The sequence below is a fragment of the Streptomyces sp. NBC_00322 genome (assembly GCF_036147535.1).
Taxonomy (GTDB): domain Bacteria; phylum Actinomycetota; class Actinomycetes; order Streptomycetales; family Streptomycetaceae; genus Streptomyces.
On the sequence record NZ_CP108019.1, the window covers coordinates 169,609 to 187,362 of the forward strand.

Consider the following 17,754-nt stretch of genomic DNA (forward strand, 5'->3'; position numbering starts at 1 on the left):
GTTCAGGTGCCCCGGCGCAGTACCAAGGTGTTGGTACATCCGCCGGGGCCGACAGTTCGGCATCAGCCTGGCACGCTGGGAGTGAAGCACCGCCGTGTCCAGGCTCGTGACATAGTTCCCGACCGGACTTCGGCCCCATGCTCCTGTGTGTGAGTGCGGCGGCCTCGTTGTCGACCGATTGAGCCGCGCGGGTTGCTGACCGTGGAGTTGGTGTCGTCCCAGCAGCCCGCGGCTATGTGGCTGGGACCGAGGTTGGCACTTTCGCAGGACAGGCCGCGCGCCTGCATGCCCAGGTCTACGAAGCCGCTATGCCAGGAGCTTGTGCCTGGCGCCACCGGGAATGAGGGCCCACCTTGCCGGCTCGGGTGCCCCTCGCGCAGGCGATCACCTTATTGGGCTGGGGGTATCCAAAGGAAACACTCTGGAGGTCACCCCATTCTTACGGCGCTTCCTCCGCAGCGAGCAGTGCCTCTACCGACAGCGCAGTGCGTAGCAGCTCAACGTCCCGTCCTGGCAGGGCTTCCAGCGACATTCCGACCGGCAGCCCTGCAGTTGAGGGCGGGATGGGTATGGAAATGGATGGTGTGCCCAAGAGCGTGGAGGGGGTTGTGTTCGCGACGATGGTGGAAAGAAGATCCCTGTTGTTGCCGTTGTGCATGAGTATGCGGTCCTCGCCGATTACTGGCGCGGTGGTGACCACAGTGGGGTACAGCAAGGCTTCGATATCGGTAGCCGCAAAGGCGCGCTTAAAGCGTGAGCGGAGGTCTTTGCAAATGCCCATCGCGCGCCGGTACTCGGCGGGAGAGACGGGTGACTGCGCCGCATCGGACACGAGATCACGGACATCCGGCGAAGCAATCAGGTCGGCGACTCCCGCCAGGTCGAGTTGGCCGCTGCCTGGCTCCAGCACCCGGTTGAGGTACGCGGGAAGGAGGCGGGCCTTCTCGTAGTTCAGGATGGCAATGCCAGCTTCGAACGCATCATCCCGGAGTGCGCCGAGCTCGATGGGCACCATCACTATGCCGCGGCGGGCCAAGGCCTCCAGCGCCGCGCGCGCCTGCTGCTCGACCACGGGGTCGAGGTCCTGCCACAGTTCCAGTGGGACGCCGAGTCGGCGTGGGGACGCTCTGGCATCGTGGCTGTCGTCACCACGGATCGCGTGGTCGACCACGAGGACATCGCGGACAGACTGAGCCAGGATCCCGACGGTGTCCCGGGTCCATGAGACTCGGACGACCCCTTGGGTGGGGTAGCGGCCGGTCGAGGGGCGGAAGCCGACGATCCCGCAGAAGGAGGCCGGGATGCGGGATGAACCGCCGGTATCGGTACCGAGAGCGAACGGTACGGCGCCGGCCGCCACTGCGGCGGCGCTGCCGCCGCTGGATCCTCCAGCGCTCCGGTCCCTACAGGCGGGATTTCGGACCGGCCCGAAGGTGGCGTTGTTGCTGGTGACGCCCAGGGCCAGCTCATGCATGTTCGTCTTGGCTACAGCGACCGCCCCGGCCTCGACCAGCCGGCGTACCACCGGGGCGCTTTGGAGTGGCACGTTGCGGTCCAGAAACCTGGTGCCGGCTGTCGTGGGAAGGCCCGCGAGGTCGATGTTGTCTTTGACCGCGAATGGCACGCGTGCGAGTGGTCCAGCGGCTCGGGGCAAGTCCCACGGCACGTCGGCGGTAACTGCATCCAGTCCTTCTGCCAGTTGGAGGCGTTCGCTGATCGCTTCTTTGGAGGCTTCCGCATGGTCACCGAAGCTGCATTGGGCTTCGGTTGTGCCCCGATTCCGGGCGGCCGCAGCCACACGGCCGCCCGAGGTGATGGGCTCAGACATGCTCGAGCGTCCTCTCAGTCTGACCCTGGTGCACCTTCCACAGCTCCTCTACCCGCTCGCGCTCCGCAGGCGACTGGGGCTTGGCCAACGAGACGAGGACGTAGACGGCGACGTTCACAACGAGTGCCGCGACCCCGGAGGTGATGCCCCCCAGCCACAGAATCGAGACCGGATACACCACTTGCAGCACGGCTGCGGTGATGAAACCGCTGGCCATCGCGGCGACCGCCGCGTTCGCGGTGCCCCGCTTCCAGAAGATGCCGAAGAACAGGGCCGGGGCGAGCTGAACGATGCCCTGGTAGGAGACGAGCGCCCAGGTGATCAGGCCGGTGGTCGAAGCGGTGAAGAACGCAGCAACAGCGCAGAGGATGGTGATGACCGCCACCGACCAGCGCCCGAGGGCGGGATTCTCGATGCGCCGGTGCTGGACCACTCCGATGAAGTCGTTGGCGGTCTGGGCTCCCAGAGCCTGAAGGTTCGCTCCGACGTTCCCGAGGGTCGCGGCGACCACGCAGATTGCTGCGAGGGTCAGCACCACCAGGCCGCCCCGCTCAGCAAGGATGAACCAGACGTCGTCGGGTGCTGCGGCTACCTCCTTGACGCTGCTGGCGAGGAACGCCACCATGCAGACCGCCGTGCTGAAGACGAAGACGATGGGTGCGGCCTGCAGGGCCGTGCGTCGGATCGTCTTCACGCTGTTCGCGGTGAACAACCGGACGAAGATGTCGGGCCAGCACCAGCTGCCGGCGGCTCCGGTCAGGACGATCGACAGGGCGTACAGGGGGCCGAGCTCACTGCCAGGGCCAGGCAGGCTGAAGTGCCCGGGCGGGACATCGCCGAAGCCGTGTCCGCTGGTCAGCAGCCACGTGAGCATGCCGAGCGCGATCACGGTTCCGATGAAGTAGGCGAAGATTCCCTGCACGAGATCGCTGATCATTACGCCCCGCATGCCGTACTTGACGGTCCAGATCTGGCGGAACGCGATGACACCGACACTGATGATCACTGCCAGCAGCGGTCCGACCCGCCCGAAGGACAAGTAGGAGAAGACCAGTCCAAGCGACTGCATGCCCAGGACGATCCACGGCATGGTGGCGACGATACCGATCACTGATGCCACAACCCGCACGGCACGGGAGTCGTAGCGCATTCCCAGCAGATCAGCCTGAGTCCTCAGGTCGAACTTCTTGCCCCAGTCATGCACCGGGCGCGACAGCAGGAACATCAGGCCGATGGCCACCATGGAGTACACGACGAGGTAGAAGCCGATCACACCGCCGCTGGCGGCCAGTCCAGCGAACGAGATGAACACCGTTCCCGGCAGCCAGGTGTTCACAAACGCCATCGTTCCGTACGTAGCGTTAAAGGAACGCCCCGCTGTCGCGTAGTCGCTGAACGTGGTATCTGGGCGTCGCATCCGCTCCATGACCCAGATGATCAGGGCCATGAAGGCGGCGATGCCTCCGTAGGCCAGCAGCATGTCCATGATTGTCTCCACTTCGCCTAGCCGGAACGTTCCGGCAGGTGCTGAAAGGAGTGACCCCGCGGCTTGGCTATGGGATCACGAGGGGGTTCACACCTGACTCGAAGGTGCCCGGCATACTCCTCGACGGAGCGCGGAGGGTGAATGGAACCCCATGCCGGAACGTTCCGACTACCTCAGGCTCGTCCATCTAGCTGCCCTATGTCAAGAGTCCATCTGGGCTCCAGCCCCTGCAGCCCACATGAACGGTCGGCGGCGGTTGGTATCGTGCGGTTATGAAGCCCCGTTCGATCACGATCATCGATCTCGCGGAAAGTCTCGGACTGTCTAAGACCACCGTCGCGGATGCGCTGAAGGGTTCCGGACGGGTCGCCGCGTCGACACGCAAGCGTGTCATGGAGGCTGCGCGCGAGTACGGCTACGTGTCGAACCGGGCAGCCCGACAGCTCAGGACAAGGACTAGCGGTGCCATAGGGCTCTACATCCCCCCGCAGGTTCGCAGCATGTGGTTCTACATGCCGTTCGCCTTCGGCGTTGCCCAGGAGGCGTCGCAGTATGAGAACGACCTGACCCTCATCACCCCCCGCGACGGTGCCGTGGCGCCGGCCCAGCAGCTTGACGGCGTGATGATCGTTGATGCGCTCCCGGGAGATCCCGTGGTTCGCAGCCTTATGGAACTACCGGTGCCAATTGTTACCGCCGGCCGGAATGCTGATATTCCCGACGACCGGCTGGCTGGCTCCGTCACCATCGAGCACAAGCGCATGTGTGGAGTCGTCCTTGACGAGCTGGAGAGGCTGGGGTTTTCCTACCCGGCGTTCGTGAGCCCGGTCCCCGGAGACCCGCTGTCGTGGTCACACCAGCTGCACGCCGGCTACAAGAATTGGTGCAGGCGGCGACGCCTTCGCCCCCGCGCAGCCACCACGGTTCCGTTCCCGAACAATGCCGAGCTCACGGCGACGCTCGACGAAGTCCTGCAGGACCCGAAGGTCGACGCTATTTTCTTCGCATGGCAGGACATCGCCACTCGTGCAGAAATACAGCTTGAGCATCTGCTCCAGAGGACCGGCCGCAAGGTCGGTATTGCCACGATGGTCAGTTCGATGAACGACTTCTCTCACACCTACGATGCGGTACTGAACCTGCGCCCGTACGAATTCGGTCAGGCCACTGCACGCCTACTGGAGGATGTGATCACCAATCCGGCCGACACGTGCATCCACAGAATCCACGACGCGATTCTGGTCTCGTCGTCGGACGAGGAGCCGACGGATGTGCCTGTGCAGGTGGGAGGGCACTAAGCCCTTTCAGAAGCCGGTTGTGGTGTGACTGCCGGCTTGGATGCCCGTTGGTCTGATGCGGGGAATGGGGAGTTCCCGTGAATGGCCCGAATCTGAACTGTGGTCGCTGATCGAGCCGTTGCTGCCTATACCCGGGGCCCGGAGCTGAAGCGGCGGCCGTCCAATGGAGCCGGACCGGACGGCGTTGTGCAGCCAGCTCGAGACATGGAACGGGGCCAGCGTCTGGGAGCGCCTCCATGCTGTCCTACTTGAGAAGCTGCGGGCGGCGAAGGAGATCCACTGGTCCCCGGCAGTGATCGGTTCTCCCACGTTCGTCCCCTTGGGGCCCAAAAGCAGACCGGGTCCGGTCGACCGCGCCTCTCCTGAGATCCCGTCGGGCGCTGGCCTGGTCGTACGGCCAACAGGCGGCCTGACTTGCCGCTGGGGTGACCGCGGGTCCCTGCGGGACCCCGCGTCGGGCGATCACCGTTTTGCCGCCCATCGCCCAGACCCGACGCTGGTACTTGGCGTGGTTGGATCCGGACTTGGTGTCCGCCGCTGGGTCGTCGAGCGGAGCGTCGCCTGGCTGCACGCCTTCCGTCGGCTCTGCATCCGCCGGGAAGGGTGTCGTCGCGGCACAGCATCGCTGCGGCCCCTGTGGGGGCCGTCCGAGGACACCGGAGGACCTGCAGGGCAGCGGGGAGGCCGTCAAACGCCTCGGACCCGCTGAATCAGTGATCTTGTTCAGCTTTGACGGAGCGTGTGCCCGTTGGGAGGGGCCCGGTTGCCGTCATGCTGGCCTCAAGGGCATCGGCACCGTGGACACATACGCCGTCGATGAAGGTGGCAATGACTTCGATGGCGCCGATCTGAGCGACGTTCACGTCTACGGGGTCGTCAGAGAGCACAACGAAGTCAGCGTACTTCCGCGGCGTGATGCTGCCGCGCCTTCCCTCGTCGTGGCTGGCCCATGCGGCATCCAGGGTGTAAGCACGCAGCGCCTGCTCCGCCGTCACCCGCTCGTTCGGAGCGAGTACGAGGCCTGCGTGACTGAGGCGTTGGACCATGGATTGCATGCCGAGCAAGGGCGCACCCGGTGCGACCGGCCGATCGGAGCTGCCTGGCACTCGGCATCCCCGGTCGAGGAAGGACTTGTGGCGGTACATCCAGGGGGTACGGGCCGGGCCGAGTGCTTGGGCCATGGCATCGCCAACCGAGTACAGGAAGTGTGCCTGCGGCACTGGGACCACGCCCAGCTCGGCGTACCGGTCCAACTGATCGGGGCGGACGACTCCGGAGTGCTCGATGCGGTGGCGTACGTCCGGTCGGGGGGCCGCGCGTTGGGCGTCGGCGAAGGCATCGAGGGCCAGGTCGACTGCGCGATCACCGATGGCATGTGCGGCGACCCGCCAGCCCGCTCGATGCGCCTCGACGATCAACTGACGCATCTCTTCGGGATCGTTCTGGTAGATGCCCGTGGGGTGGTCGTAATTGCAGAACGGCTCCGTGACAGCGGCCGTTCTTCCGATCAGTGACCCGTCGAGCCAGATCTTCATAGGGCCGAGCCGCAAGCGGTCGTCGCCGAATCCGCTGTACAGCCCGAGGTCGAGCCCGGTGGTGATGCTGTCATTGGCGTGCGCGTGAAGCGGGTGAAGGTTGTCGGCAGCCGCCATGAGCTCCACCCGGGTTTGCAGGGTGCCGCGGTCGCGGGCGAGCTGGTAGGCGGCAGCCTCGACAGGGCTGCGGCCGATGAGGCCGAGGCCGACGCCGGCTTCCACCACATGTGTGAGTCCCTCGGACGCATAAACAGCGCTGGCCCGGGAGACAGCCTTCGCGATCTCGGTCACCGGGTAGGGCAAGACCAGTCTGGTCACCAGTTCTTGCGCCCGCTCCTGGAGCAGGCCTGTCGGCACCCCGTGGCTGTCGCGTGCGACGACGCCGCCGTTGGGAGCCTCTGCCGTGCCGTCGATCAGGCCCGCCTGTTGCAAGACTGCGCTGTTGACCACGCACATATGCCCGGAACGGTGCTTGAGCCATACCGGGCGGCCGTCGGCCGCCCGGTCGAGTCCACGGCGATGCGGATGGCCTCCCATGACGGTGTCGTCGTATCCGGAGCCTACGACCCAGGCGTCGGGAGGAAGAGTGGCAGCCCGACGAGCCACCGCTTCGTGCACCTGGTCGAGGGTGGTCATGTCCCCAAGACTGAGTTCGTCGAGGGACTGCCCGAACCAGACCATGTGGTTGTGAGCGTCGCCGAACCCGGGAACGATGACGGCCCCATGGCAGTCGAGTGTGGAAAGGGCCGGTAGCTCTTCGACCGCGGCGTCCAGGCCGACGATCCGCCCCGCGAAGACGCCGAGAGTGTGCGCGCGGGGGTGGAGGTCGTCAATCGTTCGGATGCGGGCGTTGCGGAGTTTGAGATCGAGCATGGGCACCCTTTCGGTGAAGTCGCGTCAGGGCGGTGATGAGCATGGTGGATGGCAACGGGCCTGCTGTTCACGACGACATCGCATGTGGTCGGGGTCGCGCCGTCAGGCAGGGGGTCTTGGCGACCGCGCCGCAAGTGGTCTTGTGACTGCCTGCATGGCCGTAGCACACCCAAGCTCACAGGCTTCCCGGGTGACGCGGTTGGCCAAGATCTCCGGGAGGCGCAGGTGATGGACAGGCGGCAGCACCCTGTCGGCAGCGTCCGGACGGTTGAGCCATGGTCGGCCGCCCATGTCGCGCAACAACGCCAACGATCAGCTTGCATCTGAAAGGTCATCTGCGGTGTCGGGTGTAGAGCTTGACCGGGTCACCGTCGTTTTGCCAGGGCCATTCTGTGACCAGGCCGGATGTGCCCTCCAGAGCAGTGGCCGCCTCCTTGAATCGACGGGCCTGGACCAATGCGTAGGCGAGCAGGTTGAAGTCGGCGATCGCCGAGGCGTGGTGCATGGACCCGCGTTGCAGCCAGTGCTGTGCGGTTTGGTCGAGCAGCTCGTTGATGTGAGGCTGGGACCAGTAGATGCCAGCTGCCGCACCCTGGAGACCGCGGATGGACCGCTCGCGATGAAACTGCCGTACCGCGGCCTCGACCGGCAGGCAGGCGGCCGGCGCTGTGGGCGGCATAGCGGTGCGGAGATCGTCGATGAGATCTCGCAAGGCCCGCAGACTGCCCTGCTCCTCTGGCGAGAGATAGCCAAGTATTTCCAGGTACGCCTGGCGATGCCACATGGAGCGGTCGCTGATCTCGGCCCAGACAGCCTCGAGTTCACGATAAGGGCGGGCGAGCGTGCGCAGGCACCCGAGCATGGCCACCCACGGGATCGGGTCTTCGGGCCAAACTCGAGCTGCCGTGCGGCACATGGCCAGTGCCTCTTCGACATGAGTCATCCGACCGGTGGACCGGGCCGTGAGCAAAATGGCCCAACTGCGAAGCGTCAGAGCATGGGAGTTGTCAGGGTGCAGCTGCTGCCAGCTGTGGGCGAACATGGGAAAAGCCTTCGCCAGGACCCTCATTCTGTGGCACCGCCGTTCCCAATCCGAGCCCGTTGTGTGAAGTAGCTGGTGCATCTGAGCAATGGCGGGGTGGTAGCCCCGGGTGCGTGCCAGAGCCTGGAGGGTCTTGCCGAGCGCCTCGTCGTCCAGCTGTGGGGCGAGGCGGGCAGAACGCGTGAGTCGTGAAAGCATGGTGGCGGGGTCTCTCAGTGGCGGCAGCCAGGCATCAGTGGCCTGTTTGGGGAACGACTGGTGAAGTGACACGCTGCCCCCAGTGGCGCCCAAGCCCTGCGCACAGCCCAGTTCGCGCGATGACACATCAGGCGCGTGTGGTAGGCGTGGAGGTAGGCCCGGGGACCAAGGTGACAAGGACGGTCGTCGGCGAGGGCGTTGAGCCGAGTTGGGGATTGCCGGGGACGGTATCGCAACGAGGCATGGGTGAAACGCAGAGACATAAAACATGACGAGGCGATCCCGGTGCGCCTGACACGCATGCTGTGAGCCAGCCCCCTGTCCGGCCTCCGCATGGCTGTTGTGTCTGCCTGCCTCCGGCTGGGGGTGCCTTCGCTGCGGACTCTCACGTCATGCAACCCTGAGTTGGACTTCCGAAGCGCCGGTGGCAGTTGGATCCGCGGAAGCGAGGTCCATAACTGCCCGTGTGCGCCATCCCGTCGCCGTCTCATCGATGCGCACATCGCGCGTGACAGCGCTGACGATGACGAGCCCTCGGCCGTGCTCATCGGCATCGCTGGGCGGGGTGGAGGAGGTCTTGGGCTTTCCGTGATCGGTGACCGTGATCTCCAGGACCGAGCCGGTGAGGGCGATCACGAGCGTCATCTCGCTGTGTCCATGCATGACAGCGTTGGTGAGGAGTTCGCTGATCACCAGCGCTGCGGTGCTTCGCTCGTCTGCGCTCATTGCCCAGGCAAACAGCATGGAGGCGCGCCTTCTGAGAGTGGCGACCGAGTCGGCTTGCGCCGGCGCCGTGATGCTGACGTGGCAGGTCCCGGACGCCGGGCGCACTCGGGTATGAGGTGTTGTGTCGGTTTGGGAGGGGGTGTCGAGGTACATGGCGTGCTTCCCGGACGGTTGTCCTGCGCGGCTCCGCTGGGAGGGGTTCCGTTTTGCCGGAAGGTTCCGGCACCGGGCGGATTTGGCGTCTGCCGGAAGGTTCCGGCACTGATGAGTCTAAGCTCTGCCGGAAGGTTCCGGCAAGGGTGAAATCGACAAATCGGAAAGATTCTGCGAGCCGCAGAGGCGGCTCGCGCAGATCTGGATGCCGGGATTGTCGCAGCAGCCAACAACGGCTCGGCCAACCGTCTGGGGAACAGGGACGTTCGCACCGCCGGCCGAGCGTGCCACGCTCACCAACGGGATGCCAACGGTGTGCGAGACGAGGGCTCCTGGGTCGCGTGAAGACGACGCGTGCCCGCTTCCGGCCGCGTGGCTGCCACGTACTCGCGAATTCATTGCCCCCGGCCGTCGTCACGTGGGAGAGGGGCCCGTGATACCGCCCCCGCGTTCCGTGCGGCGGCAGTATTACTCGCCAGTACATCTCCATTGCGTCTCGTCTTTTCCCGGATCTCCACCTGCAACTTGCCGGAACCTTCCGGCTGGCTCTACGGTTCGCCTCCTGAGCCGGAACGATCCGGCCTTTGCCGTCTTCCGGCTCTCCCACACTCGGCGCACGCGCTGCGCCCGATCGGAGGCGTTCTGGCCATGAGCGAGACCTATGCAAGAGACGGTCGGCGATTGTTCCCGTGGAAGAGGAGATTCCTCGGGGTACTGGTTGTGCTCGACGCGATCATCACCCTGCTCCCGCAGCTGTACTGGGCTGCAGGATCCAGCGGGCGGGCCTCAACAGTGTTGCTCTACAGCGTTGGAGGAAGTGTCTTCGTGGTCGCGAGTCTCATGGTGATGTACGCGATCGGCGGCCCTGGTTCGTCGAACGGGGTGGACCACTCGTGAACATGATCATCGGCTACGGTGTGATCGCCCTGTTCTTTGGCGTCGTCGTGATTGTCTTGGAGCGCATGCGACGCTCTGACGGCGGTCTTTCTGAGTACGCGGTGGCCGGACGCGCCTTCGGTCCCGGATACCAGACGATGTCGTTCCTGAACACGTGGCTGCCGGGCGCTGTGTTCACGACATTCACCGGCCTGGCCGTGAGCGAAGGCGTCATCGGCTTCTACTGGGTGCCGTACAGTCTGCTCACCATCGTGCTGATGTTCTTCATGGCCGAGCGGGTTCACCACTGGGGCCGGACTTGGGAACTGATCTCGCAGGCAGACCTCCTCGGCATGCGCTACGCATCCCATACGGTCCAAACCGTTGGAGCTCTCGTCGGCATCATCTCCTCGTTTCCGTGGATCGTCCTGGGGATGCAATCCCTCGGGCTCGTCTTCTCCCACTTGTCCTTCGGCCGGGTCTCGGACAGCACCGCGGTCCTGATCGGTGTCGGTGTCCTGGCCATCCGGCAGGTGTGGACGGTGCGGTTGGGCATGCGCGGCATCGTGGTCAGCGACATGGTGCAGAGCATCGTGGCCTACTTCCTCGGGCTTTGCCTGATCATCGGTATGCTGATGTGGCTGGGCACCCACGGGCACGGGTTGAGCCAGGTCTCCGCCACCCACTTCACGCTCCCTGGCCCCGGCAGCGCCCTCGGTCCTCTGTACCTGATGTCGCTGGTGCTCACCGGCGCGCTGGGCGGATGGTGTTGGCCGGACATCTTTGTGCGCTTGTTTACGGCCCGAAGCGCGGCCACGATCAAGAAGTCCGCAGTGCAGGCCGCGCCGTTCCTGATGGTCTTCGCCACAGCACTGGCGCTGCTGGGGCTGCTGGCATCCTCAATGCCTGAAGTCGCGGCCAAGCCCTCCGCAATGTGGTTCATCGTGGCCGGTGCCGGTGGCACCCTCCTGATTGCGCTCGCGGGTGTCGCGGTGCTCGCCGCGACCATGGGCAATGTCGACGCCAACCTCCAGGCCATCGGCATTCAGCTGAGCCACGACGTGAGGTTGCGTCGGCGCGAGCGCATGGCTTCCGGAGAGACAGCCAGCGCGAAGCTTGCCGTGGTGGCGCTCACCGTCCTCGCAGCGCTAGTCGCCTCTGGCTCTCTGCATAGCGGCCCGAGTCTCAATGAACTCGCGATCCTCTCCTACCAGGGTGTCGTCCAGCTCGCCCCCACTCTGCTGCTCGGCATCTTCTGGCGTCGGGGCAATGCTGTCGGAGCGGTGACCGGCATGGTCAGCGGGATCCTCATCGCCGGCGTGCTTCAGGTGCAGTACCCCCTCTCCGTGCCGTGGCTCGGAGGTCTTACGTCCGGGGTCGCCGCGCTGATCGTCAATACCGTCATCTACGTGGCAGCGGCCTACCTGGTGCCTCGCAGCACCGCCGAACGAGCCCGCGTCGACGCCCTCTTCGAGGGCATCGACGACCACCAGCGAACCCCCTCGCCTGCTCCCGTCCCCGCCGACTATCCATCGGACTGGACGACATCTCGTCAGTGGTGACACCTGGGGCGGGCGGCAGGACCGGCAGGCCCGGTAGCGGTCCCCGATCCCACGTTGGCTCCACGTTCGCCCATAATGGGCATATGCACAATGCACCCGCTTCCGGAGACGAAGGCCCCCCCTTGGATGGGCGCAGGGCCGACGATGCCGCAATCCCGGTGCCGTCGGCCCTGCGCGCGCTTGTCCGGGACTGCCTGGACGAGATTGACGACCTGGTGGGCCGCTATCTCTCCCACGTCTCGGAGTTCGACGGTTACCAGGGCACGGTGCCGGCCGAGGACCTTCGCGAAACCGCACGGGCCTCCATGGAACTGCTGCTGCGCCTCGTCGGCGGCCTGCCGGTAGCCGAAGAACTGCGGAGCCTGCCCGAGCGCCTTGGCCGCCGCCGAGCCCGGCAGGGTGTGCCCCTCGAGCGGCTGCTGCAGGCGGTGCGCATGGACTTCCAGGTGTTGTGGAACGCATTCGTGGAGCGCATCGCACCCCTGGACCTGCCGGATCTGACCCGCAGCGCGGTAAGGGTGTGGGACGCGGTGGAGTTCCACACCGTGAGCGTCCATGCCGCCTACCTTGATCAGGTCGCGGTACTCGCCAGGGAGCGGGAGCGCGAGCGGACGGCCCTGATGGGCAGGCTGCTGTCGTCCGGCGGACGCGATCAGCAGCTGGTGGCGCAGGTCGCGACCATGCTGCAGGTCGGCGTGCAGGCGGACTTCGCCGTGGCGGTGGTGGCGCCGGAGGTCCAGCAGGACCTGCGCAGGACCGTCGCGGTGCGGCTCACCGGACAGGTCACCCATCTGCAGGACCACAACGGCGCACTCGTGCTCATCGCCCAGCTGCCCCACGCGGCTGACGCGGTTCCGGACCGGTGGCTGCACGACGTACCCTGCGCGCTCGCCCCCGTCGCCCGCGGGCTGGCGCAGGTGCCGGACACCGTGGGGGTGGCCGAGGCGATCGCGGCCACGCTGGACGGCACCGAGACCGGCCCCGTGACACTCGGCGACGCGTGGATGTCCGTCGCCGCGGCCCGGATGGGCACCATGGCCGGCATGCTCGCCGACTCGGTGCTCGCCAGACTGCGCCCCCTGCCGCCGCAGGAACGCGATCGACTGCTGGAGACGGTCCTGACCTACTGCCGGACCGGGTCCGTCTCGGGCACCACACGCGAGCTCTACTGTCACCGGAACACGGTGCTCAACCGTCTGAGCAGGTTCTCCGAACTCACGGGCTTCCAGCCGACCAACCCCCGCGACGCGGCGACCGTGCTGTTCGCCCTTCGCTGCGCGGGTGAGGGGACCGCCTGACACGCGTCCGCCCCGTCACCTCGTAGCCAGCTCCTGGCAGGGAGTGGCCGGTTGCCCCGCGGACTGTGCATATGCACAACCACAGCCTCCTAGCGCGGAGCGTTTTGTCATTGTTTACCTCCGCGCCGACGAGCATTGTTTTGTACACACCGCAGTGGCCACTCGGCACGATCCAGAGGGGACCCGTCCCATGCATCTGACTCCACGCGAGCAGGAGAGGCTGACGCTCTTTACGGCGGCCGAGCTTGCCCGGCGGCGGCTGGCCCGTGGTGCCCGCCTCGGCGCGACCGAGGCCATCGCGCTGGTCTGCGACGAGATCCTCGAGATGGCCTGGGACGGAACGCCCATCGGGACGATCGTCGAGCGCGCCACGGGAGTCGTGCCACGCGACCGGCTGCTCCCCGGAGTCGCTGAGGCCGTCCCGAACCTGCAGGTAGAAGCCCTCTTCCCACATGGTTCCAGCCTGGTGCACGTACCCGGACCGTTCGGCCCCGGAGACCCCACCGGGCCAGGCGCGGTGCTGCCCGGCTCGGGCGAGGCGGATCTGGCACCCGGGCGCCCCCGCAGCGAACTGGAGATCACCAACCGCGGGCCCAGGCCGGTGTGGATCTCGTCCCACTTCCCTCTGGAAGAGGTCAACGGCGCGCTCGTCTTCGACCGCGACACCGCCCTCGGCCAGCGGCTGGACATCCCCGCGGGCACGTCCGCACGATTCGCGCCCGGCGAGACGCGCACCGTCACCGTCGTGACGCGAGGAGGAGACCGATGAACCGGATGTCCCGGCGCGCTTATGCGTCCCTGTACGGCCCGACCACCGGCGACCGGATCCGGCTCGCCGACACCGACCTCTGGGTCGAGGTCGAGGCCGACGACACCGAGCCCGGGGAGGAGATGCTCGGCGGCTGTGCCAAGACCGCCCGGGACGGTCTGCTCGTCGCGGGCCGCGCCCCGCGCGACAGCGCGCTCGACATGGTGATCCTCGGCGTCGTCGTCATGGATCCGCTGATCGGCATCCGTAAGACCAACATCGGCATCAAGGAAGGCCGCGTCGTCGGCATCGGGCGCGCCGGAAACCCGGAGAACACCGACGGTGTGGAACTCGTCGTCGACTCCCACACCGCAATGATCACCGGGGAAGGCATGATCGCCACCCCCGGTGTGGTGGACTCCCACGTTCACCTCTCCAGCCCCGAGGTCGTGCCCGCCGCGCTCTCCGCCGGCGTCACCTCCCTTGTGGGCATGGGCATCGGCGGTGTGTGGGACGTGGGCGCCAACCCCGCATACAACCTGCACAGCCTGATTGAGGCGTGGCGCGCCACGCCGATCAACGTGGCGTTCCTCGCTCGCGGCTCGTCGTCGTCGCAGGAACTGCTCGAGCGCGCCGTACTGGCCGGAGCCGGCGGGTTCAAGATCCACGAGGACTGGGGTGCGACGCCCCGGATCGTCGACACCTGCCTCGGGGTCGCGGAAGAAGGGGACCTGCCCGTCGCCCTGCACACCGACACACTCAACGAGTCCGGATACCTCGCCGACACGCTGGACGCGACGCGCGGGCGCACGGTGCACGCGTACCACGTCGAGGGCGGCGGCGGGCACCCCGACCTGTTGGAGATCGTCTCCCACCCGCATGTCCTGACCTCGTCCACCACGCCTACGCTGCCGCTGACCCCCGCGACGGTCGCCGAGCTGCTGCCGATGACGCTCACGGTGCACCGCGGCCACCACGACGTGGACAGCGACCTGTCCATCGCCGCGAGCCGGGTACGCGAACATGCGATCGCCGCCGAGAACGCCCTGCACGACCTCGGCGCGATCAGCATCGTCAACTCCGACTCCATGGGCATGGGCAGGATCGCGGAGACCGCACGCCGCACCTGGCAACTGGCTCATGTCCAAGCGATGCTGGCGGGGGAGAGCGGCCCCGGCGTCGTGAACAACGCGCGGGTGCTGCGCTACCTGGCCAAGATCACGCTGAACCCGTCCATCGCCCACGGCATGGCCGCCGACGTGGGGTCCCTCCGGCCCGGCAGCATCGCGGACATCGTCCTGTGGCGGCCCGTGACCTTCGGCGCCCAGCCGGAACTCGTTCTCAAGTCCGGGTTCGTCGCCTGGGGTATCTCGGGATCGGGCTCGGGCTCCACCCGGCTCACCCAGCCCCGGGTGATGAAGCCGTACTTCGGAGGTCTCGGCGGCGCGCCCCGCCGGCTGTCGGCCGTCTTCGTCTCGTCGGCGTGCCTCGACGACCGCGCCGCCCGCGAGGCGCTTCCCGCCGGCATCCGTTACACGCCCCTGCGGAACAGCCGCGGTCTCACCTGCGGCGACATGGTCGCCAACACCGCCGTACCCGACGTCCGCGTCCCGACCACCCCCGACGCGGTGCTGGTGGACGGCCGCCCCGTCGACATCCATCACTCCGCCGAACTGCCGCTGACCCGGCTCCAGAACCTCGCCTGAACAGTTGCGAACACCAGCCATGCTCGATCTCGAACTCCGCAACGCCCGCGTCCGCACGGTGGACGACCGCCACCCCCGCGCCAGCGATATCTTCGCGGGCCGCATCCTCGGCCTCGACGACATGGTGGAGGACCTGCCCGCCCGCACCACGGTCGACTTCCGGGCGAACCTCAACCAGTCCTGGTCGACGGCCAGCCGGTCGCCGCCATCACGCCACCAACCTGCCGCTGACTCGCGCCAATCACCTGGCATGAGCGGGACTACGGGGCCGACACTGCCGACGCCCACGGTGAGCCCTTGGGTCAGCAGTGCGGCCACACTGCCACTCACCTCCTCGACGTGACGCAACACCGCCAGCCGATGGCGGGCGCGCCTTCAAGCTCGCGTTCAGGCATGCAGGTCTCCTAGATACGAGAAACCCACCTGTCAATAACCTCCGTCAGTTTTATTAGAGCTAGAGCGCGTGCGGTGGGCCGTGAAGCCGGTCGGCGTCGGGGGCGCGCAGTAGTACCGCGACGATGCGGTTGCGGCCCAGTTGCTCCAGGATGCCGGTCATGGCAGCAGCCCTCCTTCTCGTGCCACCCGGACGGCCTGTGCGGCGATGGTCAGGGCGGGGTTCATGGCAGCTGAGGACGGGAAGAACGACGCGTCGACCACGAAGAGGTTGGACACGTCGTGGGTGCGGCAGTACGGGTCGAGCACCGACCGCGCGGGATCGTCTCCGGCGCGGAGGGTGCCGCACTGGTGTGAGTTGGTCTCGACACCGAGCGTCTGGGTGGCCACGATCCGGTAGCCGGCGCGACGCATCATGCGGCGGGTCCGGCTCACCAGCTCCCGGTGTGCCCGGGTGTTGGTCGGCTTCCAGTGGACCCGGGTGCGGCCGGAGGGGCCGAGTACGACGCGGTTGTCGTCGTCTGGGAGGTCCTCGGACATCACCCACCAATCGACACTGCGTGCGGTGAGGGCGTTCAGGAGCGGACGGGGGGCCGCCGGGCGGGCTGCCTTGACCATGCTGCCCTGTAGCTTGCCGAGGAGTTGCAGATTGCCCAGCGGGTAGCGGGTGGCCGGGCCGGCGCGGTAGTAGTCGTTGACCGCGAGCGTCTTCTGGAACCAGGTGGGGTTGCGGCGGCGGGGGTCGACGGCCAGGAGGGCGGTGTTGTTGTGCTGCATGTAGCCGCGCCCGACCAGGCCGGAGGAGTTGGCCAGCCCTCGGGGGTGGGCCGCGGATTCGGACCGTAGCAGGAGTGCGGCGGACGCGACGGCCCCGGCGCTGAGCACGAACGTGCCGGCGCGCAGTTCCACGGCGGCGCCATCCCGTTCGGCATGGGCTGCGATGACCGTCCGGCCGGACGCGTCGGTCTCCAGGCGCGTGACGCGGGTGCCTGTGAGCAGCCGTACGCCTTCCTGCGCCAGAGCCGGGCGCACGCCGCAGGTCTCCGCGTCGCTCTTGGCGCCGACCATGCAGGGGAAGCCGTCGCAGGTTCGGCAGCGTACGCAGGTGCCTCCTGTGCGCCGGTCGACTCCCATGGCCATGGCGTAGGGGTGGAGGCCTTGGTGTTTCAGCCGGTCGCTCAGGTCGGCGATGTACGGCTCGTGCTCCAGGGCGGGGAAGGGATAGGGCTGCGAGCGGGGCGGTTCGGTGGGGTCCTGCCCTGGCGAGCCGTGTACCCGGTACCACTCCTCGGCGGCCCCGTAGTACGGTTCCAGGTCGGTGTAGGAGAAGGGCCAGGCCGACGAGGTGCCTTCCCGGTGTTCGACCGCGGTGAAGTCCTCTTCGCGGAAGCGGGGCAGGCTCGCGCCGTACATCTTGGTGCTGCCTCCGACGTAGTGGTAGACACCGGGCCGGAAGGTGCGGCCGGCGGAGTCCTCCCACAGGGGGGCGTTCTTGTAGCGTCCCCGCTCGAAGACGTCGGACGGTGACCAGTTCTCCCGTTCCCGGGGCAGGAAGCCGCCCTGCTCCACGATGAGGATTCGGGCGCCGGAGTCGGCCAGGGCGCGAGCGAGGGTGGCACCGCCCATGCCGCTGCCGATGATCAGAACGTCGCAGTGGACGATGCGGCCCGGATCAGTGGTGACCACCGATGGTGAGGAGGACGACCAGAGGTTGGTGGTGTTCATTTCAGATTCTGGCTGACGATGAGAAGGGGGAAGTTCCAGGGAGTGATGATGCCGACGACACCGACCGGCTCCCGCAGGGACAGCCCCGGGTACTCCTCGCCCAGGGCGTTGTGTGCGTCGCCGTAGGCGTACTGGGCGAGGGTGGCTGCGTAGTACCACAGCTCCGCCGTGGCGGTGACCTCTCCGCGGGCGGGGCTGGTCCGGGTGAACCGTCGTGCCTCGTCGTCGTCGACGTGTTCGCCTGCTATCAGCGGCGGGTAGCGACGCAGTTGCAGTGACTCGGTGGTGCAGGTCATGGCAAAGCTCT

General features: G+C 66.9%; 14 protein-coding genes and 1 pseudogene. 8 read left to right on the forward strand and 7 right to left on the reverse strand.

All coding sequences use genetic code 11. From position 1 onward, the window contains the following. Positions 1-439: 439 nt before the first annotated feature. Together OG905_RS00700 and OG905_RS00705 are read right to left on the reverse strand one after the other, a co-directional pair. Complete coding sequence (locus tag OG905_RS00700; RefSeq protein ID WP_328665449.1) at positions 440-1,828, reverse strand: amidase family protein; 1,389 nt, start codon at positions 1,826-1,828, stop codon at positions 440-442. Further along, complete coding sequence (locus OG905_RS00705) at positions 1,821-3,314, reverse strand: sodium:solute symporter family protein (protein WP_328665451.1); 1,494 nt, start codon at positions 3,312-3,314, stop codon at positions 1,821-1,823. Before OG905_RS00705 ends, OG905_RS00700 begins: the two co-directional genes overlap by 8 nt. A gap of 272 nt (positions 3,315-3,586) precedes the next feature. Here OG905_RS00705 and OG905_RS00710 point away from each other — a divergent pair, with 272 nt between their 5' ends. Then, positions 3,587-4,612, forward strand: a complete 1,026-nt coding sequence (locus OG905_RS00710) for a LacI family DNA-binding transcriptional regulator (RefSeq protein WP_328665453.1) — start codon at positions 3,587-3,589, stop codon at positions 4,610-4,612. A gap of 514 nt (positions 4,613-5,126) precedes the next feature. Further along, a pseudogene (locus OG905_RS38980) lies at positions 5,127-5,213 on the forward strand (IS5/IS1182 family transposase); the annotation flags it as partial. A 109-nt stretch (positions 5,214-5,322) separates the two neighbouring features. On the opposite strand, the gene OG905_RS00715 reads toward OG905_RS38980, so the two are convergent. The 3 genes from OG905_RS00715 to OG905_RS00725 all read right to left on the reverse strand — a co-directional run bounded on the left by OG905_RS00715 (position 5,323) and on the right by OG905_RS00725 (position 9,139). Beyond that, positions 5,323-7,020, reverse strand: a complete 1,698-nt coding sequence (locus OG905_RS00715; RefSeq protein WP_328665454.1) for an amidohydrolase — start codon at positions 7,018-7,020, stop codon at positions 5,323-5,325. Between the two features lie 331 nt (positions 7,021-7,351). Beyond that, entirely contained in the window at positions 7,352-8,062 is a 711-nt protein-coding gene (locus tag OG905_RS00720) for a hypothetical protein (protein WP_328665456.1), read from the reverse strand. A gap of 588 nt (positions 8,063-8,650) precedes the next feature. Further along, on the reverse strand, positions 8,651-9,139 hold the full coding sequence (locus tag OG905_RS00725; RefSeq protein ID WP_328665458.1) for an ATP-binding protein: 489 nt from the start codon (positions 9,137-9,139) through the stop codon (positions 8,651-8,653). A gap of 648 nt (positions 9,140-9,787) precedes the next feature. On the opposite strand from OG905_RS00725, the gene OG905_RS00730 reads away from it, so the two are divergent. From OG905_RS00730 to OG905_RS00755, 6 genes are all read left to right on the forward strand, one after another. After that, entirely contained in the window at positions 9,788-10,036 is a 249-nt protein-coding gene (locus OG905_RS00730) for a hypothetical protein (RefSeq protein ID WP_328665460.1), read from the forward strand. A 2-nt stretch (positions 10,037-10,038) separates the two neighbouring features. After that, positions 10,039-11,577 carry a sodium:solute symporter family protein gene (locus OG905_RS00735; protein WP_328681971.1) on the forward strand — a complete coding sequence of 513 codons (1,539 nt, stop codon included), beginning with the start codon at positions 10,039-10,041 and terminating at the stop codon, positions 11,575-11,577. 122 nt (positions 11,578-11,699) lie between these two features. Then, positions 11,700-12,875: a helix-turn-helix domain-containing protein gene (locus OG905_RS00740; RefSeq protein ID WP_328665461.1), complete on the forward strand. Its 1,176-nt coding sequence runs from the start codon at positions 11,700-11,702 to the stop codon at positions 12,873-12,875. A 190-nt stretch (positions 12,876-13,065) separates the two neighbouring features. Further along, the gene (locus OG905_RS00745) at positions 13,066-13,644 is read left to right on the forward strand and encodes an urease subunit gamma (RefSeq protein ID WP_328665463.1); all 579 of its coding nucleotides are present in this window, start codon (positions 13,066-13,068) and stop codon (positions 13,642-13,644) included. Next, positions 13,641-15,329 carry an urease subunit alpha gene (locus OG905_RS00750; RefSeq protein WP_328665465.1) on the forward strand — a complete coding sequence of 563 codons (1,689 nt, stop codon included), beginning with the start codon at positions 13,641-13,643 and terminating at the stop codon, positions 15,327-15,329. The genes OG905_RS00745 and OG905_RS00750 overlap by 4 nt, the downstream gene beginning before the upstream one ends. 4 nt (positions 15,330-15,333) lie before the next feature. Then, the gene (locus OG905_RS00755) at positions 15,334-15,672 is read left to right on the forward strand and encodes a hypothetical protein (RefSeq protein WP_328665467.1); all 339 of its coding nucleotides are present in this window, start codon (positions 15,334-15,336) and stop codon (positions 15,670-15,672) included. A gap of 209 nt (positions 15,673-15,881) precedes the next feature. On the opposite strand, the gene OG905_RS00760 is transcribed toward OG905_RS00755, so the two are convergent. Then, positions 15,882-17,447, reverse strand: a complete 1,566-nt coding sequence (locus OG905_RS00760; RefSeq protein WP_328665468.1) for a GMC family oxidoreductase — start codon at positions 17,445-17,447, stop codon at positions 15,882-15,884. Further along, complete coding sequence (locus OG905_RS00765) at positions 17,444-17,743, reverse strand: aldehyde dehydrogenase family protein (protein WP_328665470.1); 300 nt, start codon at positions 17,741-17,743, stop codon at positions 17,444-17,446. The genes OG905_RS00760 and OG905_RS00765 overlap by 4 nt, the downstream gene beginning before the upstream one ends. Positions 17,744-17,754: the final 11 nt, after the last annotated feature.

Bases quoted from the DNA above. Each gene is read 5' to 3' on its own strand.
- OG905_RS00700 (WP_328665449.1), bottom strand. From the start codon at position 1,828: ATGTCTGAGCCCATCACCTCGGGCGGCCGTGTGGCTGCGGCCGCCCGG.
- OG905_RS00705 (WP_328665451.1), bottom strand. From the start codon at position 3,314: ATGGACATGCTGCTGGCCTACGGAGGCATCGCCGCCTTCATGGCCCTG.
- OG905_RS00745 (WP_328665463.1), top strand. From the start codon at position 13,066: ATGCATCTGACTCCACGCGAGCAGGAGAGGCTGACGCTCTTTACGGCG.
- OG905_RS00725 (WP_328665458.1), bottom strand. From the start codon at position 9,139: ATGTACCTCGACACCCCCTCCCAAACCGACACAACACCTCATACCCGA.
- OG905_RS00765 (WP_328665470.1), bottom strand. From the start codon at position 17,743: ATGACCTGCACCACCGAGTCACTGCAACTGCGTCGCTACCCGCCGCTG.
- OG905_RS00735 (WP_328681971.1), top strand. From the start codon at position 10,039: ATGATCATCGGCTACGGTGTGATCGCCCTGTTCTTTGGCGTCGTCGTG.
- OG905_RS00750 (WP_328665465.1), top strand. From the start codon at position 13,641: ATGAACCGGATGTCCCGGCGCGCTTATGCGTCCCTGTACGGCCCGACC.
- OG905_RS00730 (WP_328665460.1), top strand. From the start codon at position 9,788: ATGAGCGAGACCTATGCAAGAGACGGTCGGCGATTGTTCCCGTGGAAG.
- OG905_RS00715 (WP_328665454.1), bottom strand. From the start codon at position 7,020: ATGCTCGATCTCAAACTCCGCAACGCCCGCATCCGAACGATTGACGAC.
- OG905_RS00760 (WP_328665468.1), bottom strand. From the start codon at position 17,447: ATGAACACCACCAACCTCTGGTCGTCCTCCTCACCATCGGTGGTCACC.
- OG905_RS00710 (WP_328665453.1), top strand. From the start codon at position 3,587: ATGAAGCCCCGTTCGATCACGATCATCGATCTCGCGGAAAGTCTCGGA.
- OG905_RS00720 (WP_328665456.1), bottom strand. From the start codon at position 8,062: ATGTTCGCCCACAGCTGGCAGCAGCTGCACCCTGACAACTCCCATGCT.